Source organism: Rhodanobacter sp. UC4452_H20, assembly GCF_052978205.1.
Map to the genome: position 1 here is coordinate 1,851,301 of NZ_CM129662.1, position 22,261 is coordinate 1,873,561.

The 22,261-nt window shown below is 68.7% G+C and carries 20 protein-coding genes; 7 read left to right on the forward strand and 13 right to left on the reverse strand.

Going from position 1 to position 22,261, the window contains the following annotated elements:
- Positions 1–35: 35 nt before the first annotated feature.
- The 3 genes from ACVCMC_RS08850 to ACVCMC_RS08860 all read right to left on the reverse strand — a co-directional run bounded on the left by ACVCMC_RS08850 (position 36) and on the right by ACVCMC_RS08860 (position 3,080).
- Positions 36–1,037 carry an isoaspartyl peptidase/L-asparaginase family protein gene (locus tag ACVCMC_RS08850; protein WP_447099408.1) on the reverse strand — a complete coding sequence of 334 codons (1,002 nt, stop codon included), beginning with the start codon at positions 1,035–1,037 and terminating at the stop codon, positions 36–38.
- Between the two features lie 98 nt (positions 1,038–1,135).
- Positions 1,136–2,722 carry a M56 family metallopeptidase gene (locus ACVCMC_RS08855; RefSeq protein WP_447099409.1) on the reverse strand — a complete coding sequence of 529 codons (1,587 nt, stop codon included), beginning with the start codon at positions 2,720–2,722 and terminating at the stop codon, positions 1,136–1,138.
- Positions 2,709–3,080: a BlaI/MecI/CopY family transcriptional regulator gene (locus tag ACVCMC_RS08860; RefSeq protein ID WP_447099410.1), complete on the reverse strand. Its 372-nt coding sequence runs from the start codon at positions 3,078–3,080 to the stop codon at positions 2,709–2,711. The genes ACVCMC_RS08855 and ACVCMC_RS08860 overlap by 14 nt, the downstream gene beginning before the upstream one ends.
- Before the next feature lie 155 nt (positions 3,081–3,235).
- On the opposite strand from ACVCMC_RS08860, the gene ACVCMC_RS08865 reads away from it, so the two are divergent.
- Entirely contained in the window at positions 3,236–4,597 is a 1,362-nt protein-coding gene (locus tag ACVCMC_RS08865) for a 3-oxoacid CoA-transferase subunit B (protein ID WP_447099411.1), read from the forward strand.
- Positions 4,598–4,666: 69 nt separating this feature from the next.
- On the opposite strand, the gene ACVCMC_RS08870 is transcribed toward ACVCMC_RS08865, so the two are convergent.
- The 3 genes from ACVCMC_RS08870 to ACVCMC_RS08880 all read right to left on the reverse strand — a co-directional run bounded on the left by ACVCMC_RS08870 (position 4,667) and on the right by ACVCMC_RS08880 (position 7,166).
- Complete coding sequence (locus tag ACVCMC_RS08870; protein WP_447099412.1) at positions 4,667–5,689, reverse strand: sensor histidine kinase; 1,023 nt, start codon at positions 5,687–5,689, stop codon at positions 4,667–4,669.
- 31 nt (positions 5,690–5,720) lie between these two features.
- Positions 5,721–6,452 carry a response regulator transcription factor gene (locus tag ACVCMC_RS08875; protein WP_395117047.1) on the reverse strand — a complete coding sequence of 244 codons (732 nt, stop codon included), beginning with the start codon at positions 6,450–6,452 and terminating at the stop codon, positions 5,721–5,723.
- 87 nt (positions 6,453–6,539) lie between these two features.
- Positions 6,540–7,166 (reverse strand): arylesterase, encoded by a 627-nt coding sequence (locus ACVCMC_RS08880; RefSeq protein ID WP_395117046.1) that lies wholly within the window; start codon positions 7,164–7,166, stop codon positions 6,540–6,542.
- Here ACVCMC_RS08880 and ACVCMC_RS08885 point away from each other — a divergent pair.
- Genes ACVCMC_RS08885 through ACVCMC_RS08895 form a run of 3 tightly spaced genes read left to right on the forward strand, consistent with a single transcriptional unit; the run spans position 7,165 to position 11,495 of the window.
- Entirely contained in the window at positions 7,165–7,866 is a 702-nt protein-coding gene (locus ACVCMC_RS08885) for an ABC transporter ATP-binding protein (protein WP_447099413.1), read from the forward strand. The two genes, ACVCMC_RS08880 and ACVCMC_RS08885, sit on opposite strands and share 2 nt — an antisense overlap.
- Entirely contained in the window at positions 7,863–10,349 is a 2,487-nt protein-coding gene (locus ACVCMC_RS08890; protein ID WP_447099414.1) for an ABC transporter permease, read from the forward strand. The genes ACVCMC_RS08885 and ACVCMC_RS08890 overlap by 4 nt, the downstream gene beginning before the upstream one ends.
- Positions 10,350–10,355: 6 nt before the next feature.
- Positions 10,356–11,495, forward strand: a complete 1,140-nt coding sequence (locus ACVCMC_RS08895) for an SLC13 family permease (RefSeq protein WP_447099415.1) — start codon at positions 10,356–10,358, stop codon at positions 11,493–11,495.
- Between the two features lie 132 nt (positions 11,496–11,627).
- On the opposite strand, the gene ACVCMC_RS08900 is transcribed toward ACVCMC_RS08895, so the two are convergent.
- Complete coding sequence (locus ACVCMC_RS08900; RefSeq protein ID WP_395117038.1) at positions 11,628–12,407, reverse strand: DUF4097 family beta strand repeat-containing protein; 780 nt, start codon at positions 12,405–12,407, stop codon at positions 11,628–11,630.
- Between the two features lie 138 nt (positions 12,408–12,545).
- Here ACVCMC_RS08900 and ACVCMC_RS08905 point away from each other — a divergent pair, with 138 nt between their 5' ends.
- Complete coding sequence (locus ACVCMC_RS08905) at positions 12,546–13,040, forward strand: hypothetical protein (RefSeq protein ID WP_395117037.1); 495 nt, start codon at positions 12,546–12,548, stop codon at positions 13,038–13,040.
- 49 nt (positions 13,041–13,089) lie between these two features.
- Here the strand turns inward: ACVCMC_RS08905 and mazG are convergent, their stop codons facing one another.
- The 5 genes from mazG to ACVCMC_RS08930 form a co-directional block, all read right to left on the reverse strand.
- Positions 13,090–13,893, reverse strand: a complete 804-nt coding sequence (mazG, locus tag ACVCMC_RS08910; protein ID WP_447099416.1) for a nucleoside triphosphate pyrophosphohydrolase — start codon at positions 13,891–13,893, stop codon at positions 13,090–13,092.
- Positions 13,894–13,987: 94 nt separating this feature from the next.
- Positions 13,988–14,794 (reverse strand): 3'(2'),5'-bisphosphate nucleotidase CysQ, encoded by an 807-nt coding sequence (cysQ, locus tag ACVCMC_RS08915; RefSeq protein WP_447099417.1) that lies wholly within the window; start codon positions 14,792–14,794, stop codon positions 13,988–13,990.
- A 2-nt stretch (positions 14,795–14,796) separates the two neighbouring features.
- The gene (gene nudE / locus ACVCMC_RS08920) at positions 14,797–15,354 is read right to left on the reverse strand and encodes an ADP compounds hydrolase NudE (protein WP_395117031.1); all 558 of its coding nucleotides are present in this window, start codon (positions 15,352–15,354) and stop codon (positions 14,797–14,799) included.
- A 23-nt stretch (positions 15,355–15,377) separates the two neighbouring features.
- Complete coding sequence (locus ACVCMC_RS08925; RefSeq protein WP_447099418.1) at positions 15,378–16,154, reverse strand: inositol monophosphatase family protein; 777 nt, start codon at positions 16,152–16,154, stop codon at positions 15,378–15,380.
- Complete coding sequence (locus ACVCMC_RS08930) at positions 16,151–16,948, reverse strand: type II secretion system protein N (protein WP_395117027.1); 798 nt, start codon at positions 16,946–16,948, stop codon at positions 16,151–16,153. The genes ACVCMC_RS08925 and ACVCMC_RS08930 overlap by 4 nt, the downstream gene beginning before the upstream one ends.
- A gap of 65 nt (positions 16,949–17,013) precedes the next feature.
- Here ACVCMC_RS08930 and ACVCMC_RS08935 point away from each other — a divergent pair, with 65 nt between their 5' ends.
- Positions 17,014–18,384: an adenosylmethionine--8-amino-7-oxononanoate transaminase gene (locus tag ACVCMC_RS08935; RefSeq protein ID WP_447099419.1), complete on the forward strand. Its 1,371-nt coding sequence runs from the start codon at positions 17,014–17,016 to the stop codon at positions 18,382–18,384.
- Positions 18,385–18,435: 51 nt separating this feature from the next.
- Entirely contained in the window at positions 18,436–19,185 is a 750-nt protein-coding gene (locus tag ACVCMC_RS08940) for a 16S rRNA (uracil(1498)-N(3))-methyltransferase (protein ID WP_447099420.1), read from the forward strand.
- A gap of 6 nt (positions 19,186–19,191) precedes the next feature.
- Here the strand turns inward: ACVCMC_RS08940 and ACVCMC_RS08945 are convergent, their stop codons facing one another.
- Positions 19,192–22,089 carry a TonB-dependent receptor gene (locus ACVCMC_RS08945; RefSeq protein WP_447099421.1) on the reverse strand — a complete coding sequence of 966 codons (2,898 nt, stop codon included), beginning with the start codon at positions 22,087–22,089 and terminating at the stop codon, positions 19,192–19,194.
- Positions 22,090–22,261: the final 172 nt, after the last annotated feature.

The following is a 22,261-nucleotide window of genomic DNA, read 5'->3' on the forward strand; positions in this document are numbered from 1 at the left end:
CGGCCGGGAGCGGCGGACGGTGTCCGCCCAGCGCGTCAGGGTTGGGCGTCGCTCTCGGCGGGAACCGGCTCCGGGATTTCCGTGGTGCCGTCATCCTCGTCACCGTAGATCGCCACGTGCGGCACGCCGTCGGCGCCGATCCAGCCACGATACATGCCGTCGGTGTTGAACGGGATCGCGATGTGGCCCTCCGCGTCCAGCGCGATGGCGCCGCCGTTGCCGCCCATCGACGGGATCTGCTGGTTGATCACCTCGGCGGCGGCGCGTTTCAGCGGCACGCGCATCTGGGTCACTTTCATGCAGATCGAATGTGCCGCGACGGCACGGATGTAGAACTCGCCCCAGCCCGTGCCGGAGACCGCGCAGCTCTCGTTGGCGTAGGTGCCGGCGCCGATGATCGGCGAATCGCCGATGCGGCCCCAGCGCTTGTCGGTCATGCCGCCGGTGGAGGTGCCGGCGGCCAGGTGGCCGCGCGCGTCCAGCGCCACCGCACCCACCGTGCCGAAGTGTTTGGCCGTCTCGACGTCCGCATGCGGCTGCTTTGCCGCATCCTCCTTCAGCGCCCGCTGCAATTGCTGCCAGCGCGCATCGGTGCGGAAATACGCGGCATCGACCAGGGTGATGCCCTGCTCCTTCGCGAACTCTTCGGCACCGGCGCCGGACAGCATCACGTGCGGCGAATGCTCCATCACCGCGCGCGCCAGCAGGATCGGATTCTTCACGTGCTCGACTCCGGCCACCGCGCCGGCACGCAAGGTGTAGCCATCCATGATCGCCGCGTCGAGCTCGTTTCTCCCGTCATGGGTGAACACCGCGCCCTTGCCCGCGTTGAAGTTCGGATCGTCCTCCAGCACGGTGATCGCCGCAGTCACCGCGTCCAGCGCGCTGTCGCCGGCCTTGAGCCGGGCATGACCCTGCTGCAGCGCCTGGGTCATCGCCGCACGCACGGCGTGCTCCTTCGCCGGCGTCATGTCACGCACGACCACGCCGGCGCCGCCATGGATGACCAGCACGGGCGAAACGGCGGCATGGCTCATGGCGGTGATTCCGAGGGTGGCAAGGGCAACAAGCAGATGACGCGGCTTCACGACGCTCTCCGAAATAGTGATCGGATGAGTATAGCCAGCTTGCTCGGTCACTTATCCACGAAACGCACCTGCTTGCCCTCAATCACTGCCTGCTTGCCTTCGATCATTCCGATCATATGGAGGGCTGCCTCAGCCGATATCTCGGCGTAATCAAAAGTCATCTGGCGCTCATCCAGCACCTCCGGATCGACCAGTACAAACCCTACTTTGGCCGCGACATATTCAGCGGCAGCCCGCGCGGAAACATTCTTGAGCTTCAGACTGATCGTGCCTGGCTGGGCCGCGGCAGAAGACAGCGATTCACCATCGCAGCCCATGCTTGGCGTGAGCGCGATGTTGATGGTGTTGTCTTCGAGCTTCCCACTTTGCTGGGGTCCACCGTCAACGACCTGGCCGAACACGATGCTCGCCTGCTGGCCAGGCATGGTCCGCACGATCGGCTTGGCCGACTGCGTTCGCACATTGCCGCCACCGCGATCAAAACGGGTATCGACCTCCGCACTGATTTCCAGTTGACCGCTGGCCTCCGGCGACACCGCGAAACGGCCCTGCCACGACAGCTTGCTGGCGTCGGTTCCGCTCAGCTCGGCGTATTCGCCCGGCTTCAGGCAGCGGATGAAATGCATCGAGTCGGAATGGCCTGCCATGGCGACGTCGATCTTCAGCGTGTAGCGATCACTGATGCCGCCGCCGACATTTGCCTGTGGCGAAGGTGTCGAGGCGTAGACGGCACCGGCCACGCCGATGGCGAGAACGGCGAGGAGAACGCCACCGGCACGCCGGCGGAATAGATCAGGCTGTTGCATTTTCAACATGGCGATTCGCTCCGTGATGGGATGACGGGGTGACCAGGGGCAACCCACCGGTAATGCGAGCGCGGCCGACTGGGTCTTCAACATCGCATTCGCATAACTGCGCCGCTGCGTGCCATGCGCGCGCAACACCGCGGCATCGCAGGCCAGTTCCTGGTCATGGCGTAACGCGGCGAGTGCCCACCAGGCCAGAGGATGGAACCAGAACAACGCGACAACGAGTTGCGCCAGCAAGCACCACCAGCCATCGCGGCGGCGCGCGTGGGTAGTTTCATGGGCGAGGATCAGCATCTGCTCGGTGGGGTCGTAGCGACATTCGAAATCGGCCGGAAGCACGATGCGACTGCGCCAGGCACCGACCAGGGCGGGGCCGATATCCGAGCCGGGCGCGCGCAGCATCGGCCAGTGCGAGTGCTCGTCAACGATACGGGTGGCACCACGCAACCGCGCGCGGTAACGCGATTGCGCGAGCGCCGCCAGCAGCAGACTTAGCACGCTACCAAGCAGCCATGCCAGCACGACCCATGTGCGCCAGTCGATGACAGCCGACCCGGCGGCTTGTACCGGCAACGCGGCGGCCGAGGTGATTGCGGATATCACCGGCGACCACACCACGACCGGAGCAACTGCCGCATGCGGCAGTTGGCTAGCCAGCACCGCCAGCGGCGGCAACAGCCACAGCTGGAACGCGAGTCCGGTGCCGAACAGACGGCGGCAGGGCCTGCGCACGGCGGCGACGACCAGCACGGCAGCGGTGAATGCCAGCAGTGCCAGCCAGCCGCGGGCGGTCCATGCGGTCACCAGCGCATCAATGCTGCTCATCGTCGAGCTCCTTCAGCAGTTTGCGCAGTTCGGCGATGTCCTTCTTCGACAGCTTGCGCTGCTCGGAGAAGTGCGCCACCAAGGGCGCCACGCGGCCGCCGAACAGGCGATCGAGCAGGCCCTTGCTCTCCTGCTGCACGTATTGCTCGCGCGCCAGCAGCGGCGTGTAGAGGTAGCGGCGGCCGTCGCGTTCGGCCTGCACGGCCTTTTTCTTCAGCAGGCGGTTGAGCAGGGACTTCACCGTGCCCTCCTGCCAGCCCTGCGCGGGCCCGACCTCGGCCAGGATCTCCTCGGCCGTGCGCGGGGCCTCGCGCCAGAGCACGTCCATCACCACCGCTTCGGCTTCGCTGATCGCCATGAGTCACCGTTTACGCGTGTAAGTGAATCCATGTTTACATGCGTAATTGTTCGCGTCAAGCCATGTGCCTGCCTGTCTGCGACCTTGGTACAAGGCCGGCCGGCGCGATTCCGTCGTATCCTTGGCAGCTGACTCTCCATGAGGAAGGCACGGCAATGGACAAGGTTTACCCGAGCGCGACGAAAGCCCTTGAGGGCGTGTTGTTCGACGGCATGACGATCGCCGCCGGCGGTTTCGGCCTGTGCGGCATCCCCGAGAACCTGATCGGCGGCCTGCTGCAGGCGGGCACCAGGGACCTGACCATCGTGGGCAACAACGCCGGCGTGGACGATTTCGGCATGGGCCCGCTGCTCAAGACCCACCAGGTCAAGCGCGTGTACGCCTCGTACGTGGGCGAGAACAAGGAGTTCGAGCGGCAGACGCTGGCCGGCGAACTGGAGCTGCACCTGACGCCGCAGGGCACGCTGGCCGAGAAGCTGCGCGCCGGCGGCGCCGGCATCCCCGGCTTCTACACGCGCACCGCGTTCGGCACCAAGCTGGCCGAGGGCAAGGAGACCAAGGTATTCAACGGCAAGGAGTACGTGCTGGAGGAATCCATCACCGCCGACCTGTCCATCGTCAAGGCGTGGAAGGGCGACGCGATGGGCAACCTGGTGTTCCGCGAGACGGCGCGCAACTTCAACCCGATGATCGCCACCTGCGGCAAGGTCTGCGTGGCCGAGGTGGAGCACCTGGTGCCGGTCGGCGAGCTGGACCCGAACAACATCCACGTGCCGGGCATCTACGTCGACCGTATCGTGCAGGGCGAGAAGTACGAGAAGCGCATCGAGATCCGCACCCTCGCCGGCGCCAACACCGGCAAGGAAAACCCGACGCGCACCGCGATGGCACAGCGCGCCGCGAAGGAATTGCGCGACGGTTACTACGTGAACCTCGGCATCGGCATCCCCACCCTGGTGGCCAACCACATCCCGGCCGGCGTGAACGTGGTGCTGCAGTCGGAGAACGGCCTGCTCGGCATCGGCCCGTTCCCCACCGAGGATCAGGTCGACCCCGACCTGATCAACGCCGGCAAGCAGACCATCACCACCCTGCCCGGCTCGGCGTTCTTCTCCAGCGCCGATTCCTTCGCGATGATCCGCGGCGGCCACATCGACCTGTCGATCCTCGGCGGCATGGAGGTCTCCGCCACCGGCGATCTCGCCAACTGGATGGTGCCCGGCAAGATGGTCAAGGGCCCGGGCGGCGCGATGGACCTGGTCAGCGGCGTGCGCCGCGTGGTGGTGTTGATGGAGCACTGCGCGAAGGACGGCTCGCCGAAGATCAAGCAGCAATGCGAGTTGCCGATCACCGGCAAGGAATGCGTGGACCTCGTCATCACCGACCTGTGCGTGTTCTCGGTGGAGAAGGGCAAGGGCCTGACCCTGATCGAGCTCAACGACGGCGTGAGCCTGGGCGACGTGAAGGCGAAGACCGGCTGCGCGTTCGCCGTGGCGCCGGCGCTGCAAGCGGGCTGATTGATGGTAGGGCGGGCACTGTCCGCCGTTTTGCTCCGGAACCGAAAGAGCCGGCGGGCAGTGCCCGCCCTACGGAGCGGGTCGCGACGTGGCGTCGGCCGGCAGGGCGTCGGGAAAACGGATGCGCGCGATGCTTTCGCCTCCTGCATGCGTCTGCAGCTCCAGCGGCCAGCCGAAGCGGTCGCTGATCTGCCGCGCGATCGCCAGCTCGAATCCGTGCCGATCGGCACCGGGCGCGCCCGCATCGGCAACGGCATCGGCATCGCCAACGCCAGCGCCTTTCGCCGGGGCGAGGTTGCGCACGCTTACCATGCCGGGTTCGACGCTGACCACCACGCTGCCGCGCTCGGCCTGCTGGCAGGCATTGCGCAGCAACTGCCAGCACAGCACCGAGAACACCCGTGGCGAGCTGTCCAGCGCAAAGGTCGCCGGCTGTTCCAGGCGCAACTCGATCGGCCGGCCGCAGAGCATTTCGCGCGCGGCCTGAAGTTCGCCCTGCAGCACGTCGTTCACCACGAAGCGCTCGGTATCCACCGGCGTGCCGGCGTCGCGTGCGAGCACCAGCAGCGCCTCGACCAGCATTTCCAGTTCGCGCGAGGCACGCTTGATCCGGCGCACCGAGCGCGAGCCGAAATCGCTCAGGCCCTGCTCGTCGACCAGCATGTCGACCGACATGCGGATCACCGTCAGCGGACTGCGCAGTTCGTGGCTGGCGTCGCGGGTGAAGTTGCGCTCGCGCTGACCGTAACCGGCGATGCGCGTGGCGAAGCCGTGCAGGCCGCGCGCCAGCGACGCCACGTCCGCATCCGTGCGGCGTGACAGGCGTTGCGGGTGGAACGCTTCCGGGTCGGGCCGGGCATCGTTCCAGCCGGCCATCAATCGCGCCAGCGAGCGGATCTGCACCCACTCGTGCTGGGCGGCCAGGCACGCCAGCACGGTGGTGATGAGGATCAGCACGATCACCGCTTCCCACGGCGCGACGTTGAAAATGCCCATCGCGCCGATGATCAGCAGGGCCACGAACTGCAAGCCGAACACCCAGGCGATGCGTCGCTTGAAGGCTCCCGTGCGGAATGTGATCGCGTTCGACACCCTGCTGTTCATTGCCCTCGCCGCCTCGCCATCACGCAGGTTGCTGCGCCGACGCCATTTCCGATTCCAGGTCGGCCAGCCGGTAGCCAGCGGAATGGATGGTATGTAGCAAAGGTCGTGCGAAGGGTTTGTCGATGACGCGACGCAAGTTGTACAGGTGCGAGCGCAGCGTGTCCGAATCGGGCAGCGTGTCGCCCCAGATCTCGCGCTCGATGTCGCGCCGGCTGACCACGCGCGGCGATTCGCGCATCAGGATCGCGAGCAGTTTCAGGCCGATCGGCGACACCACCAGATCCTGGCCCTCGCGGGTCAGCCGCAGCGTGGCGGTGTCCAGCGTCATGTCGCCCACGGTGAGCACTTCGGTGGATACCTGGCGGCGGTCGCGGCGGATCAGCGCGCGCAGCCGCGCCACCAGTTCGCGCACCTCGAACGGCTTGACCAGGTAGTCATCGGCGCCGGCCTCCAGGCCGACCAGCTTGTCTTCCAGCGTGTCGCGCGCGGTGAGCATCAGCACGGGCGTGGACTTCTTCGCCTCCTTGCGCAGCTTGCGGCACAGCTCCAGGCCGTCCAGTCCGGGCAGCATCAGGTCCAGCACGATCACGTCGTAACTGTTGGATACGGCCAAGTGCAACCCGCTCACGCCGTCGGCCGCGTAATCGACGGAATAACCCCGCATTTCAAGGAACTCGCCCACCATCTCGGCGATCTGGCGGTTGTCTTCAACCAGCAGGATCAGGCCCGCTTGCTCGTCATGAGTCGTCATGTCTTGCCTCGCTGTGGTCCGGTTTCACATTTGTGAAGGTATACCCGGAGCCACGGTGACGACGGCGTGAACTGGCCGCGGCGCCGTTCAGTGGACGTTGGGCGCTTGCAGCAGCGGTTGCAGCACCTTCCACACGTTTTCCAGCACGCGCGGCTCGGCGGCGGCCACCGGGTGCAGGCCGTCGGCCTGCATGAGGCCGGGGTCCAGCGCGACGCCGTCGAGCAGGAACGGCAGCAGCGCGACCTTCCGCTGGCGCGCCAGGTCGGCGTAGATCGCACGCAAGCCGTCGCGGTACTGCGGGCCGTAGTTCACCGGCAGCTCGATGCCCAGCAGCAGCACGCGTGTCTTGTGCTTTTGCGCCAGCTCGATCATCGCCGTCAGGTTGTCGCGCAAGGCCGGCAGCGGCAACCCGCGCAGGCCGTCATTGGCGCCCAGTTCGATCACCAGCACCGCCGGCTGGTAGGTCTGCAGCAAGGCGGGCAAGCGGTGTCGGCCGCTCAGCGAGGTTTCGCCGCTGATGCTGGCATTGACCGCACGCCACTTCGGCACCATCTTGCCCAGACGGACATCCAGCAGATGCACCCAGCCGGCTTCGACCGGAATGTTGTGCGCGGCGGACAGCGAGTCGCCCAGCACCAGGACGGTCTTCGGCGCCGCCGCGTGGGCGACGCCGAAACCGCAGAGCAGAACCAGCAACCACAGGCAGCGCCGCATGAATGATTCTTCCCGTCCCGTCCTCGAAGCCCGTGATGTTAGCAAGTCGGTCAACGGCCCCGAGGGGCGGCTCGACATCCTCGACGGCGTGGACCTGCGCGTGATGCCCGGCGAGAGCTTCGCCATCGTGGGCGCTTCCGGCTCGGGCAAGACCACCCTGCTCGGCCTGCTGGCCGGGCTGGACACGCCCGACCGCGGCAGCATCTCCCTCGACGGCCACGCGCTGGAGCAGCTGGACGAGGAAGCCCGCGCCGAACTGCGGCGGCGACTGGTCGGCTTCGTGTTCCAGTCGTTCCACCTGCTGCCGGCGCTCACTGCCGAGGAGAACGTGATGCTGCCGCTGGAACTGGAGGGCAGCAGCGCGGCGCGCAGCCGTGCGCGGGAGGCGCTCGAGGCGGTGGGCCTGAGCGCGCGGCGGCGGCACTACCCCGCGCAGCTTTCCGGCGGCGAGCAGCAACGCGTGGCGATCGCCCGCGCCTTCGTGCACGGCCCGCGCGTGCTGTTCGCCGACGAGCCCACCGGCAACCTCGACCAGCGCACCGGCCACCACATCTGCGACCTGCTGTTCGCGCTCAACCGCGACCACCGCACCACCCTGGTGCTGGTCACCCACGACGCCGGCCTGGCCGCGCGCTGCGATCGCCGCATCGAGCTGGAGGAAGGGCGCGTGGCGTCGACCGACGCGGGCGTGCCGGCATGAGCCTGCTGCGCTTGTCGCTGCGCAGCCTGCGTCGCGAATGGCACCTGCCTGAACTGCGCACGCTGGCCGCCTCGCTGGTGCTGGCGGTGGTGGCGCTGGGCGTGGTCGCCACGCTGGCGAGCCGGATCGAGCGTGGCATGCTGGCCAGCGCCGCGGAGTTGATCGGCGGGGACATCGGCGTATCCGCGCCGCAGGCCCTGCCTGCCGCCTTCGCCGACAAGGCACGCCAGGACGGCCTGCAGCTGACGCGCACCGCCGGCTTTCCCAGCGTGGCGTTCGCCCACGAACGCACCCAACTGCTCGACGTGCAGGCAGTGGATGCGCACTATCCGCTGCGCGGCACGCTGGAGCTGCGCGATCGCAACGGCCATGCGCTGCCGCCGAGCCGCGCGCCGGTCGCCGGCGAGGTCTATCTGGATCATCGCGCGCTGGTCGCGCTGGGCCTCGCGGTGGGCGACCGCCTGCAACTGGGCGGGCGCACGCTCACCATCGGCGCCGAACTGCTGCGCCAGCCCGACGGCGGCGAATTGCTCGCGCTGGCGCCGCGCGCGCTGATGAGCCTGGCCGATGCCGAGCAGGCCGGCCTGCTCGGGCGCGGCAGCCGCGCGCGTCACCGGCTGCTGCTGGCCGGCGCGCCGGATGCGGTGCGCGCCTGGCGCGACTGGGCGGCGGCGACCGAGCTGCCCGCGGGCGCACAGCTGATCACGCCGGAGCAGACCCAGGAACGCATGCGCAATGCCTTCGACCGCGCCGGCTCGTTCCTGTGGCTGACCGCGCTGCTGTCCGCCCTGCTAGCCGGCATTGCCATCGCCCTTTCCGCCCAGCGCTATGCCCGGCGCAAGACCGCCGAAGTGGCCTTGCTGCGCGCGCTGGGCACCTCGCGCCCGCGCGTGCTGGGCCTGCTGCTGGGCACCCTGGGCGCGCTGGCCCTGCCGGCGGCCGCGCTGGGCATCGCGCTGGCGCTGGGCCTGGCGCAGCTGGCGTGGCTGCTGGCCAGCCAGCTGTTCGGCAACGTGCCCACGGTGCTGCCGCTGGCGCCGGCGTTCGCCGCGGCCGCGATGGGCATCGCGGTGCTGGTCGGCTTCGCGCTGCCGCCGCTGGCGCGGCTGGCCGAGGTACCTCCGGTGGCGGTGTTCCGGCAGAGCCTGTCGCGCCGCGTGCGGCGCTTCGATGCGCTGTACCTGATCCCCGTCCTGGTGGCGCTGGGCCTGATCTGGGGCCAGAGCGGCTCGCTGCAGCTGGCCGGTATCCTCGCCGGCAGCCTGCTCGGCGTGAGCGTGCTCGCGGCGCTGCTGGCCGGCGCGCTGCTGTGGCTGGCCCGGCGCATTGCGCCGGGCGCGCATCCGGCGTTGCGGCTGGGCCTGGCCGCACTGGCGCGACGACCGGCGCTGAGCGTGATCCAGGCGACCGCGCTCAGCCTGGGTCTGTGCGCGTTGTTGCTGCTTGCGGTGGTGGCACCGGCGTTGCTGCAGGGCTGGCGCCAGGAATTGCCGGCGGATACGCCCAACTGGTTCGCCCTGAACCTGCAAAGCAACCAGCGCGCCGGCTTTTCGCAATCGCTGGCGCGGATCGGCGCCGACCAGCTCAACATGCTGCCGCTGGCGGTAGGCAAGCTCACCGCGATCAACGGCCACGCCATCGACCGACTGCAGTTCGCGGACCCGCGCGCCAAGGAGTGGACCGATCGCCAGCTGCGGCTGTCGTGGTCCGCCGCGCTGCCGCCGGCGAACGAGGTGGTGGCCGGCCACTGGCATGGGGCTGCGCCGGATCGGCCCGAGGTGTCGATCGACACCATGTGGCGCGACATGTTCGGCCTGAAGCTCGGCGACACGATGCGCTTCGACGTCGGCGAAGGGAGCCTGGAGGCGCGGGTGGGCAGCATCCGCAAGGTCGACTGGAGCTCGTTCCGGGTCAACTTCTTCCTGCTGCTCGACCCGGCCCACGCCAGCGAGCTGCCGCACACCTGGCTGGCCAGCTTCCACCTGTCGTCCGGACACGCGGCGGAACTGGCGCAACTGTCGCGCGAATACGGCAACCTCAGCCTGGTCGACGTCGACTCGCTGCTCGATCGGGTGCGCGAGATCATCGACCGCGTGGGCAGCGCGGTGCGCTGGATCCTCGGCTTCAGCCTGCTGGCCGGCATCCTGGTGCTGGCCGCGGCGCTGGCCGCCAGCGCGGCCGAGCGGCGCCACGAGGCCGCGCTGCTGCGCACGCTGGGCGCGCGCCGTGCACAGCTGCGCGTGGCCGCCGCCTGCGAATTCGCCATGCTGGGCCTGGTCGCCGGCCTGACCGCCGCGCTGGGTGCCGCCGGCGGCGGCTGGTGGCTGGGTCGGGCGGTATTCCACATCGAGGGCTTCGTGCCGCCGGCGTGGCCGCTGGTCGCCAGCGCGGCCGCCGCCGCGCTGGTGGTGATGCTGCTGGGACTGGCCGGCACGCGCCGGGTCAGCCGCACGCCACCGATGCGCCTGCTGCGCGAGGGCTGAGCGCGCGTGGAACCTGCCGCGTCGTCACCCGCCACCGGCTGGCGCAAACGCCTGCAGCACGAATGGCTGCTGCTGGTGTTCGCCGCGCTGGTGCTGTTGCTGGCGCTGCTCGATCCGCGTCCGGTCGACGATTATCGGCACTGGCTGCAACTGCCCACGCTGGCCGGCCTGACCGGCCTGCTGATCGCGATCCAGGGCATCCGCGACAGCGGCCTGGTGCAGCACGCAGCGGCCGCTTCGCTGGCGCGGGCGCACTCGCTGCGCGGCCTGGGGCTGTTGCTGGTGGCCGCCAGCGCGCTGCTCTCGATGGTGCTGACCAACGACGTGAGCCTGTTCCTGATCGTGCCGCTGACCGTGTCCATCGGCGCGATCTCCAACCTGCCGGTGCTGCGCATGGTGGTGCTGGAGGCGCTAGCGGTGAACGCCGGCTCCACGCTCAGCCCGATCGGCAACCCGCAGAACCTGCTGTTGTGGCAGCACTCGCGGCTGTCGTTCCTCGATTTCGCGCTGGCGATGCTGCCGGCCGCGGCCGTCATGCTGGCACTGGTGGCGGCGTTCACCTGGTACTGGCTGCCGCGCGATCGGGTGGCATTGGGCCCCCGGCACATCGACGGCGCGGTGCACTCGGGCCGCCTCGGCGCGTGGTCGATGATTGCGCTGATCGGCATGGTGGTGGCGATGGAATACGATCTGGCGCCGCTGGGCGCCGTGGCGCTGCTGGTGCTGTTCGGGGCGCTGGCCCGCGCCTCGCTGGTGCGGATCGACTGGCTGTTGCTGCTCACCTTCGCCGCGATCTTCCTCGGCCTCGGCCACTTCGCCGAGCTGCCGCTGATGCAGCGCGTGCTCGACGGGCTCCATCTCGATCAACCGATGGTGCTGTTCGCCAGCGGCATTGTCGCCGCGCAGCTGATCAGCAACGTGCCGGCGACCGTGCTGCTGCTCGAGCGAGCGCCGGATGCCATCGCGCTGGCGGTGGCGGTCAATGTGGGCGGCTTCGGCGTGGCGATCGGTTCGCTGGCCAACCTGATCGCCCTGCGCCTGGCAGGGCAGCCGCACGGCCTGCGGCAACTGCACCGGGTGTCGATTCCGTTCCTGCTGGTGTGCGCGCCGCTGGTGTATCTGGTCTGGCGCGGAATTCAGCCGTAGACGCACCGAAGTGCCCGATGTTGTTCGCTCCAGCTTCGTAGGGCGGGCACTGCCCGCCATGCCTTTCGGTGATGCACGCGATCAAGAGCGGCGGGCAGTGCCCGCCCTACGGGATGCCGGCTTGTGGCGGAATCAATCGTCGTCGTGCGGCACGCTGACCTTGCCCTTGATGCCGGAGTGGTCGACATCGCCGCTGCCCTTGGCGCCGAGCGTGAGATCGCCGCCGACATCGTGCACGGTGAGGTCGCCGGAGCCCAGCGTGTCGGCGTGCACGCTGCCGCCGACGTTGCGCAGCGTGACGTCGCCCGAGCCAATGCTGCCGATGCTGGCGTCGCCCTTGACGCCATCGATCTTGAAATCACCCGAGCCCACCGAACCCAGCTGCAGGCTGCCGACATCGCTGGCGTCGACATCGCCCGAGCCCACGCTGGTGGCGAACTTGCCGGCGATCTGGCGCACGTGCAGGTCGCCGGAACCGACCGTGCTGCGCAGCTCCTGCACGCCGCGCACGTCGGCGTCGCCGGAGCCCACGCGCACGGTGACCGGCACGTTCGCCGGCAGGTTCACGGTGACGTCCAGGCTCATGCTGACGTTGCCGCCGAACAGGTTGAAATTGAAACCCTGGTGGTCGCCGCCGATGTCGATCAACAGCTGGTCGCCGTCGCGTCGCTGGGTGACCGTGAGCTTGTCCAGCGCGGCTTTCTTCGACGCACAGGCGCGTCCGACCAGGGTCAGGCCCCTGGTGTCGGCGCCGCCGATCAGGTGCAGGTCGTGGCTGTTGACGTCGATCTGCACGCTGCGGACGCCAGCCAGGTCCAGTTGCAGGTTGCGCGGGGCCTCGAACTCGCACGATCCGGCGGCAAACGCGGCGAACGGGGCACACAGCATGGCGGCGATGAAAAGACGGCGCATGGGACTCTCCTCGGTAGTCGGTCAGGCTTGGATGCAGCGGATCGCAAAAGGGTTGCAAGGATGACAGCAGTCTGCACACCGCAGTCAACTCCTGCGCGGCCGGCGCGTTGATCATCCCACTACCCACGGAGACAGCCCATGCAACGCAAGACCCTCCTCGCTTCCGCCCTCGTCGCCCTGCTGGCCGGGTCGGCCACGTTCGCGATGGCCCAGAACGCGCCGGCGTCGCCCGCCAATCCGCACATGGTCGTCACCAAGCAGGCACGCATCCTTCCCGGCGACCGCGACCACGGCATGGCGGGCCATCACATGCACCACCAGCGCAGCGGCGTGATCGGCGACCTGCGCGCGCTGGAACGGCTGTACCAGCAGGCCGGCCGCAGCAAGGACATGGCGGCGGTCTACAACGACGTGCTGGCCAAGTCGCAGGACCCGCGCGTGCGCGACTACGTCTACCAGCGACTGGCCCGCCTGCAGGCACAGCCGACCAATGTCGACCAGGCGATCGCCACGCTGCGCAAGGGGCTGGACGAAAACCTGGCCAACGAGGCGAAGATGCGCGCCGAGCGCGAGAAGATGCGTGCGGCATGGCAGCCGCGCGCCGCCAGCGACGCGACAGCTCCAGCGAAGTAGTCGCGACAGCAAAAACGGGACGACGCGGCGGCCACGGCCGCCGCGTCTGTCAGTGGCCGGCCTCGTCCTGCTTGGCGCGCCGCCACAACTGTTCCTGCTCCTCCAGCGTGCGCCCGGCAAACGCCGCGCCATCGGCCGCAGCCAGTTGCTCCATGCGGCGGAAGCGCCGTTCGAACTTCGCGTTGGCATGCCGCAGCGCCTGCGAGAAATCGACGCCGGCATGGCGTGCGAGGTTCACCATCACGAACAGCACGTCGCCGATCTCGTCCTCGAGGCGCGCCGGGTCGGCCCCGTGGGTGAACTCGACGCGCACCTCCTCCACTTCCTCGGCCAGCTTCTCCAGCACCGGCTGCGGGCCGGGCCACTCGAAACCGGTGGCGGCAGCGCGCTGCTGCAGCTTGTGGGCGCGTTTCCACTCCGGCAGCCCGGTGGAGACGCCGGCCAGCGCGCTGTCATCGGCGGTCCGGCCCTTCGCCACGCGCTCGGCGGACTTGATCTGCTCCCACGCCTGCATCTGCTCGGTCAGGTCGGCGTAACGCGTGTCGCCGAACACGTGCGGATGGCGGCGCACCATCTTCGCGCTGATGGCGTGGGCGACGTCGGCGAATTCGAACAGGCCCTGCTCGGCGGCCATCTGCGCGTGGAACACCACCTGCAGCAGCAGGTCGCCGAGTTCGTCGCACAGGTCGGTCCAGTCGCGCCGGTCGATCGCATCGGCGACCTCGTACGCCTCTTCGATCGTGTAGGCGGCGATCGAGGAAAAATCCTGCCGCACGTCCCACGGGCAGCCATGCTGCGGATCGCGCAGGCGCGCCATGATGGCGAGGAGGTCGTCGAGACTGTGTCGGGTCATAAAGTGGAGAGGAGTGAGAAGTGAGAGAAAGCAGAAGCGTGCGCGGGTGGAGCGGGCGGAGGACGAACCCCTCTCATCTCTCACTCCTCTTCACTCACTCCTCGCTCCTGGTCAGTCGCACGGTCCAGTCGATCGAGAGGTCGCCGACCGCGACGAACTCCGGATTCAGCAGGGACTCGCCGCGGTTGTAGCGGAACGGCCGGCCGGCGAGATCGAGCACCGCGCCCCCGGCTTCGTCCAGCACGCATTGCGCCGCGGCCGTGTCCCATTCGCTGGTGAGGCCAAGGCGCAGGTAGATGTCCGCCTCGCCGCGCGCGATCAGGCAGAACTTCAGCGAGGAGCCGAGCGGCACATGGTCGTAGTCGTTGCCGATCAATTGTTCGAGCAGCCCACCCTGCGCGCCGCCATGCGAACGGCTGCCGACCACCCGCGGCGGAGAGCCCAGCGGCCGCGTGCGGATGCGCCGCCACGGGCCACCCTCGCGCTCCTGCAGCCACGCACCCTGGCCCTGAGCGGCGGCGTACAGCTCGCCGGTGACCGGGGCCAGCACCACGCCCAGCACGCTGCGGTGGTCGTCGATGAGCGCGATGTTGACGGTGAACTCGCCATTGCGCTTGACGAACTCGCGGGTGCCGTCGAGCGGGTCGACCAGCCAGTAGCGCGTCCAGTGCCGGCGCTCGGACCAGGGCAGGGCCTTGGCCTCTTCCGACAGCACCGGCAGTTGCTCCTGCAGCGTGGCCAGGCCGGCCACGATCACCCGCTGCGCGGCGAGATCGGCGGCGGTCAACGGCGAGTCGTCGCCCTTGGTCTGCACGGCGAAGTCGCCGTGGTACACCTGCAGGATCGCCGCCGCCGCCGCGCGGGCAATCGCGCCCACCTGCCGTGCCAATTCGGGGGGCAAGCTCAGGTCCTCTGGAAGCGCCCGGCGAGGTATTCGCGGGCCATGAACAACGCAGCGATCGAGCGCCCCTCGGTGACGTCGTCGCGACCGAGCAGGGTGTGCAGCTCGGACATCTTCCACGGCACCACTTCGAGTTCCTCCGGTTCGTCGCCGGCGAGTTTCTCCGGATACAGATCCTGCGCCAGCACCACGTGCGCCATGTGCGTCATGTACGACGGCGACAGCGACAGGTTGTGCAGGATCTTCAGCTTGCGTGCACCGTAGCCGATTTCTTCCTTCATCTCGCGCTCGGCGCCCTGCTCGGCGGTTTCGTCCTGGTCGAGCCGGCCCTTGGGCAGGCCCAGCTCGTAGCGACCGACGCCGCCGCCGTACTCGCGCACCAGCAGCACGGTCTCGTCATCGAGCATCGGCACGATGATCACGGCGCCCAGGCCGCTGCCCTTGAGTCGTTCGTAGGTGCGCCGCACGCCGTTGGAGAATTCCAGGTCCAGCTGCTCGACCTGCAGGAATCGGCTGTCGGTGACGTCGCGGATGGCGTGGATGATCGGCAGTTTGCGCATCCGGCGATTCTAACCTTTGCGCCTCAGCGCCGCAGGCGTTGCAAGGCCTGCGCGTGGAGCGCCGGCGTGCCGGCCAGCACACTGGTGGTATCCAGCGTCGGCGGGGCGCCGTCGAGATCGGTGAACACACCGCCGGCCTCGCGCACGATTACCGCGAGCGCGGCGATGTCCAGGATGTTCACGTCCGACTCGATCACCAGGTCCAGGCTGCCGCGCGCCAGCAGGTGGTAGTGGCAGAAATCGCCGTAGCCGCGGATGCGGTTGCTGTCACGGATCAGCCCGCCCAGCGCCGCCCAGCGGGCATCGCCGGCGAGCGTCCTGATGTTGCCGGTCGAGATCGCCGCCTGCGCCATGTCGGTGGTGTCCGCCACGCGCACGCGTTCGCCCTCGAACCAGGCGCCGCCGCCGGCGCTGGCCCACATCGTCTCGCCGTAGATCGGCGCACTGGATACGCCCAGCACCAGTTCGTGGCGGTCCATCAACGCGATCTGGGTGGAAAAGAACGGCGTGCGGCGCACGAAGCTCTTGGTGCCATCGAGCGGATCGACCAGCCACAGCAAAGCGTCTCGTTCGCCCTCCAGGCCAAACTCCTCGCCGTAGATCGCCGCCTGCGGCAGCGCGGCCTGCAGCACGCGGCGAATCGCCTGCTCGGCCTCGCGATCGGCCACCGTCACCGGCGTGGCATCGGCCTTCAGCTCCACCTCGACGCCGCGACGCCAGTAGTGCGTGATGATTTCGGCGGCGGCGGCGGCAGCCTCGCGTGCCGCGGCCAGCGCGACGGCGGTAGTCTCGGGGTTCATGGCAGCGTGGCGTCCTGGCGGTTCGATGGAGGGTTGGCGGCCAGGCCACCGGCCTGCCGGATGTGCACGCTGCCGTCCGGCGCGACCGGCCCGAGCCGGGCCAGCCAGCGCTGCAACGCCGGATCGCCATGGCGGGCGCGCAGCGTGCTGTCCAGACGCCAGCCCAGCGGGCTCAGCTGCAATTCGCCGCGCACCTGCAGCGGCCCGTCGCCCTGATCGTGCCATTGCGCGTGGATCACGCCGCCCTGCGCCTGCGCGCTTCCCTGCAATTCACCCAGCGCCAGCTCGCCTTCGGTCGTGTGCACGGCGGCCCGCTGCCACCGGCCCTGCGCCTGCAACTGCAGCGGCCAGCCGCCTTGCAGCAGTACATGATCGACCGTCAGTTGCAGCTCGCCCAGCGGCGCGCCCCAGTCGACCGGAAGCGGAACATCCGTCGCGGCGAGATCGGCATGCAGCCGCCAGCCTTCGCCCTCGACGCGACCCTGCGCCGTGCGCCGCACGGTTCCGGAGAAATCCGCCTGCGGTCCGTCGAAGGCCAGCTGCATCTGCAGCCGGCCGAGCAGCGCGCGGCGCGACAACTGCCAGCGCACCTGTCCCAACCGTCGCCCATCGGCATCCAAGACGTTACCGGCAGCACCGTTCCAAACCGTGCCTTGCACCTGCTGCAGCCGCAGCCCGTGCAACTGCGGCTCGACCCACGGCATCACCCAGCGCGCCGGCAGAAACCACGCCAGCACCAGCACGACTGCCGCGAGCACCGCCAGGGCGACGAGAATTTTTCGAAGTCGAATCAAGCGTCCAGTTCCGAATGTCCCGCGCACCGCTTGAGCATCCCGGGCGCAGCGTCGATCATAGCCGGATGACCATTCCCGCAAACAACAACGCCGCGCTTGCCGAGCGCGATCTCAGGCACGTCTGGCATCCATGCACGCAGATGCACGACCACGGCGAAGGCGCGGTGCCGATGCTGCCGATCGTGCGCGGCGAAGGCGCCTGGCTGGTCGATGCCGAGGGCCGGCGCTATCTCGACGGCGTCAGCTCGTGGTGGGTCAACCTGTTCGGCCACGCCAATGCGCGCATTGCCGCCGCACTGGCCGACCAGGCCCGCACGCTGGAACAGGTGATCTTTGCCGGTTTCACCCACGAACCGGCGATCCGGCTGGCCGAGGAACTGGTGCGCATCACGCCGCCCGGACTGGAGCGCGTGTTCTACGCCGACAACGGCTCGTCCGCGATCGAAGTGGCGCTGAAGATGAGCTTCCACTACTGGCTCAACCGCGGTCATGGCGAGAAGACCCGCTTCATCGCGCTCAGCGGCAGCTATCACGGCGAAACCCTGGGTGCGCTGTCGGTCAGCGACGTGGCGCTGTATCGCAAGACCTACGCACCGCTGCTGCTGACCCCGCTGCTGGCGCCCTCGCCGGACACCTATGAAGGCGAACCGGGCGAGACACCGGCACAGATAGCGGCGCGCCGGCTCGCCGAGCTGCGCACGCTGCTGGAACGCCACGCCCGCGAAACCTGCGCGGTGATCGTCGAGCCGCTGGTGCAGTGCGCCGGCGGCATGCGCATGTATCACCCGGATTACCTGACCGGACTGCGCGCCTTGTGCGACGAGTTCGCGGTGCACTTCATCGCCGACGAGATCGCGGTGGGCTTCGGCCGCACCGGCACGCTGTTCGCCTGCGAGCAGGGCCACGTGTCGCCGGACTTCATGTGCCTGTCCAAGGGACTCACCGCCGGCTTCATGCCGCTGTCGGCGGTGCTCACCACCGACGAGGTCTATGCCGCGTTCTACGCCGAGTACCGTGCCGGCAAGGCCTTCCTGCATTCGCACAGCTACACCGGCAATCCGCTGGGCTGCCGGGTGGCGCTGGAGACGCTGGCGATCTTCCGCGACGAGCCGGTACTGGAACGCAACCGGCAGCTGGCCACGCACCTGGCGCGCCGGCTGGCGCCGCTGCGCGAGCATCCGCAGGTCGCCGACGTGCGCCAGACCGGCATGATCGCGGCCGTCGAGCTGGTCGCCGACAAGGCCAGCCGACGCCCGTACCCCGCGGACGAGCGGCGCGGCCTGCGCGTCTACCTGCACGGCCTGCAGCACGGCGTGCTGCTGCGCCCGCTGGGCAATGTCGTCTATTTCATGCCGCCGTACGTGGTCACCGAGCAGGAGATCGACCTGCTGGTGGATACCGCCATCCAGGGCATCAAGCACGCCGTGGCCGGTTGACCGACACCGTCCACGCGCTCCGTTATGCTTGGATTTTTGCGGCCCTGACGCATGCGCACCATCCGATTCCACGCCGACCTGCCGCTTGCCGTGGGCGCCGACCTGGTGCTGCCGCCCGACGCGGCCGAGCACGCCACGCGGGTGCTGCGGCTGCCCGCAGGCGCGCCGGTGGTGCTGTTCAACGGCGACGGCTGCGACTACGCGGCCACCATCGGCAGCATCGACAAGCGCGCGGTGCGGGTACAGGTGACGGCGTGCAGCCCCGTGTACAACGAGTCGCCACTGCCGCTGCTGCTCGCCCAGGGCATCGCGCGCGGCGACAAGATGGACCTGATCGTGCAGAAGGCCACCGAGCTGGGCGCGACCGGCATCGTGCCGCTGCTGACCGAACGATCGGAAGTGCGCCTGGACGCGGAACGGGCCGCCAAGCGGCTGGCGCATTGGCAGTCGGTGGCGGTCAGCGCCTGCGAGCAGAGCGGCCGCGCACGCATTCCGCGCATCGCGCCGATCCAGCCGCTGGCGGCATGGCTGGGCGGGTTGGCTGACGATGGCGCGCTGCGACTGGCCTTGCTGCCGGGCGCCGAGAAGACGATCGGCGCGCTGCGCTTCGGTGCCGCCGGCGGCGTGCTGGTGATCGGGCCGGAAGGTGGCCTGGGTGAAGCCGACACCCGCGCACTGGCGCAGCACGGCTTCCTCGGCCTGCGCCTGGGCCCACGCATCCTGCGCACCGAGACGGCAGGCCTGGCGGCGCTCAGCGCCTTGCAGGCCTGCCACGGCGATCTGGCGATCGACGGCGCGTGAGCCGCGCTACAAGGCGTAGTTGACGCCGAGCAGCACGGTGCGGCCCCAGGTGTCGTACTCCAGCGGACGCGCGACTTCCACGCCGTTGGGCAGGCCGCTGACCTGTTCCGACTCGAACGGTTCGTTGGTCAGGTTGGACACCTGCAGCAGCAGCGACAAACCCTTCAGCCGTCCGTCCGGAAACTCGTAGCTGGCCTGCAGGTCGGTCTCCTTGTTGGCGCGGATGCGCGTGTAGCCGATCTGGTCGAACAGCGCCACGGCCTCGCCAGTGAAACTGGAGCGGTAGCGCTCGGCCACCCGCAGCGCGAAACCGTGGGCCTCGTAGTAGATCTGCAGGTTGGCGGTCTTGCGCGACAGGCCCGGCAGCGATTTCGGCCCACCTGGAATGTTCGAGATGGTGCTGTCGGGGATGGTGCTGTTGGTCAGCGCGAAATTGGCCTGCACGCCGAACCCGGCCAGTGCCGGCGACAGCCGCGCCCCGGACAGCGCCCCTTCCAGCTCGACGCCCTGCATGCGGCCGCCGGTGCCGTTCTGCGGGGTGGAGAACGTACCGATATTGCTGCTCGGCGTCAGCAGCGGGTTGTTGTTGGTGTAGCCGCTGAAATCGTAATCGGCCACGGTGCGGGTGTAGATGTAATTGAGGATGTTCTTGTTGAACACGTCGATGCCGACATAGGTGGCGTCATCGAAATACTTCTCCCACGCCAGGTCGGTGCCGACGGCGATGTACGGGCGCAGCTTCGGGTTGCCGCCGCTGCCCGACCAGCGCACCTGGCCGGCACCCGGACCGTTCTGGACTTCGGAGACCGAGGCGGACGAAGCCACCTTTTCGTCGTCGATGCGCCCGCGGGTCAGCGTCTTGGCGAAGCCGAAGCGCAGGTACTGCTTGTCGCCCAGCTCGGCCACCAGGTTGAGGCTGGGCAGCACCTTGGTGTACGTGGCGCCGCCGGTGAGCGTGCCGACCTTGTCGTCACCGGTGGTCTGGAATGCCTGCGAGGATTGTTCGGTGCGCACCACCTGCACGCCCGCGTTGCCGCGCAGGGGAATGCTGCCCAGCGTGGTGTCCAGGTTGAACTTCAGGTAGGCCACCGGCACTTTCTCGCGTACCGTGTAGTTGCGGTCGTAGTCGCCAGCGCCGTTGCGCTGGGTAAGGTAGAACTGCCGCTCCAGCGCGGCCAGCACGTCGTAGTCCACGATCGGGCCGATGCCGCCATAGCCAAGCGAGGTGCTGCCGCGCAGCACCGCCGGGTCGATCGGCACGCCGTAGGCGTGGTCGTAGGTGCCGGGGTCGGAACCGTTGCCGTTGAGGTAGGCGAAGAACACGTCGGCCTGCTTGGTCTTCTCGCGGTCGGACCAGGCGATGCCGGCCTCGACGCTGGAGAAGATCCAGCCCAGCGGATGGGAGATCGCCAGCCGCGCGGATTTCAGGTGGTCCTTCTGCCGGTCGAATTCCTGGCGGCCGTTGTAGCTGTAGTTGTCCGGGTCGGTGAACACCAGGCTGGCCGGGTCACCGGGGTTGAACGAGGTGCGGAAGTCGGGGAAACCGAAATCGCGCGGCGTGGTGAACTGCACGTCGCCGAGCGCACCGCCGGGCAGGCCGGTGAAGGTGTAGGCATCGAGCAGCTTCACCCGCGCCGAGGAATAGGCCACGTCGCCGCTGACGACCCAGTCATCGCCGAAATGGATCTGGTTGCTCCAGTCCGCGGAGAACAGATAATCCCGCTCGCGGTTGTAGCCGTTCTGCAGGATCGGCGCGATGCCCATGAGGGTGCCCGAGGTAACCAGCGGATAGGGCTGCAGCGGCACGGTGCCGACGTTGGCGTAGGACACGTTGTCGTACGGGCTGCTGGACCACTGCAGGCCGTTCTTGTACGAGCGCTTGTCGAAGCGGGAGTAGAACAGATTCAGCGTCGAGTAGTAGGTGTCGTTCGGCGCCCACTCCAGCACGCCCATCACGCCGTCGCGCACCTGGTCCTGCGACAGCGCGCGCAACTGCATGCCTTCCTGCGAGATCACGTTGTCGGGCATGCCCGGCGTATGCGGCCCGCCCCAGTTCTGGTCGATGCCGGCCGTGCCGTTGTCCACGCTCCACCACCACGCCTGGTACTGCCGCTGCTGGATCGGCGCGTCCTCGCGCGCCGCGCCGAGCGCGATGCCCAGCGTGTGGTCGAAGAACTGGTCGATCCAGGACAGGCTGAAGCGGTTCCCCCAGTCGCCCACGCCGGAGCCGGGGTTGAGCGAGCCGTTGCTGCCGCGTTGCCCGCGCAGGTTCGCGGCCAGCTTCATGCCATCGAAGTCCAGCGGCTTGATGGTGTGCATGTCGACGGTGCCGGCCAGCCCCTGGCCCAGCAGGCTGGCATCGGGTGTCTTGTAGACCACCACCTGGTTGATCAGCTCGGCCGGATACTGGTTGAATTCCACGCCGCGGTTCTCGCCCGTCGAGGCCTGTTCATGGCCGTTCAACAGCGTGGCGGTGAAGTCCGGCGACAGGCCGCGAATCGAGATCTGGTTGGCCTGCCCGTCCAGCCCGCGCTGGGTGGCCAGGCCGGACAGGCGCGACAGGCTGTCGGCGATGCTCGGGTCGGGCAGCTTGCCGATGTCCTCGGCCGAGACGACCTCCACGATCTCGTTGGACTGCTGCTTGACCTGCAGCGATTTCTCGATGCTGCCGCGAATGCCGGTGACGACGACGCGCTGCAGGTTCTTCACCGGCAGGCGCGGGTTCGTCGCATCCGCCGGTGGCGGCGTGCTCGATGCGCTGGCCGGCCCGGCGCTGTCCTGCGGCGTCGCGGCGCCGGCAGGCAGTGGCGTCAGCGCGAAGGTCAAGGCCGCCAAAAGCAGGCCCGCCGGGTGACGGCGGGCCAGACGCAAAGCAGCAGGAAACGACAGGCACGAACTCGGCATGGCAACGGCTCCTCGAAGTGGACCCCACAGGCGAGCCCCCTGCCCGGTGGCCCGAGCAAGTTCGCCGGGGCGAACGATCACCCCAACAAGGTGCACAACGCGTCAAATTTCGCCATCCGGATGTTGCGGGCCGGGATGTACACGGCCCGCCACCGACGCGCAGTCGCGCCGA

Bases quoted from the DNA above. Each gene is read 5' to 3' on its own strand.
- ACVCMC_RS08850 (WP_447099408.1), bottom strand. From the start codon at position 1,037: ATGAGCCATGCCGCCGTTTCGCCCGTGCTGGTCATCCATGGCGGCGCC.
- ACVCMC_RS08855 (WP_447099409.1), bottom strand. From the start codon at position 2,722: ATGAGCAGCATTGATGCGCTGGTGACCGCATGGACCGCCCGCGGCTGG.
- ACVCMC_RS08860 (WP_447099410.1), bottom strand. From the start codon at position 3,080: ATGGCGATCAGCGAAGCCGAAGCGGTGGTGATGGACGTGCTCTGGCGC.
- ACVCMC_RS08865 (WP_447099411.1), top strand. From the start codon at position 3,236: ATGGACAAGGTTTACCCGAGCGCGACGAAAGCCCTTGAGGGCGTGTTG.
- ACVCMC_RS08875 (WP_395117047.1), bottom strand. From the start codon at position 6,452: ATGACGACTCATGACGAGCAAGCGGGCCTGATCCTGCTGGTTGAAGAC.
- ACVCMC_RS08885 (WP_447099413.1), top strand. From the start codon at position 7,165: ATGAATGATTCTTCCCGTCCCGTCCTCGAAGCCCGTGATGTTAGCAAG.
- ACVCMC_RS08880 (WP_395117046.1), bottom strand. From the start codon at position 7,166: ATGCGGCGCTGCCTGTGGTTGCTGGTTCTGCTCTGCGGTTTCGGCGTC.
- ACVCMC_RS08890 (WP_447099414.1), top strand. From the start codon at position 7,863: ATGAGCCTGCTGCGCTTGTCGCTGCGCAGCCTGCGTCGCGAATGGCAC.
- ACVCMC_RS08900 (WP_395117038.1), bottom strand. From the start codon at position 12,407: ATGCGCCGTCTTTTCATCGCCGCCATGCTGTGTGCCCCGTTCGCCGCG.
- ACVCMC_RS08905 (WP_395117037.1), top strand. From the start codon at position 12,546: ATGCAACGCAAGACCCTCCTCGCTTCCGCCCTCGTCGCCCTGCTGGCC.
- mazG (WP_447099416.1), bottom strand. From the start codon at position 13,893: ATGACCCGACACAGTCTCGACGACCTCCTCGCCATCATGGCGCGCCTG.
- nudE (WP_395117031.1), bottom strand. From the start codon at position 15,354: ATGCGCAAACTGCCGATCATCCACGCCATCCGCGACGTCACCGACAGC.
- ACVCMC_RS08925 (WP_447099418.1), bottom strand. From the start codon at position 16,154: ATGAACCCCGAGACTACCGCCGTCGCGCTGGCCGCGGCACGCGAGGCT.
- ACVCMC_RS08935 (WP_447099419.1), top strand. From the start codon at position 17,014: ATGACCATTCCCGCAAACAACAACGCCGCGCTTGCCGAGCGCGATCTC.
- ACVCMC_RS08940 (WP_447099420.1), top strand. From the start codon at position 18,436: ATGCGCACCATCCGATTCCACGCCGACCTGCCGCTTGCCGTGGGCGCC.
- ACVCMC_RS08945 (WP_447099421.1), bottom strand. From the start codon at position 22,089: ATGCCGAGTTCGTGCCTGTCGTTTCCTGCTGCTTTGCGTCTGGCCCGC.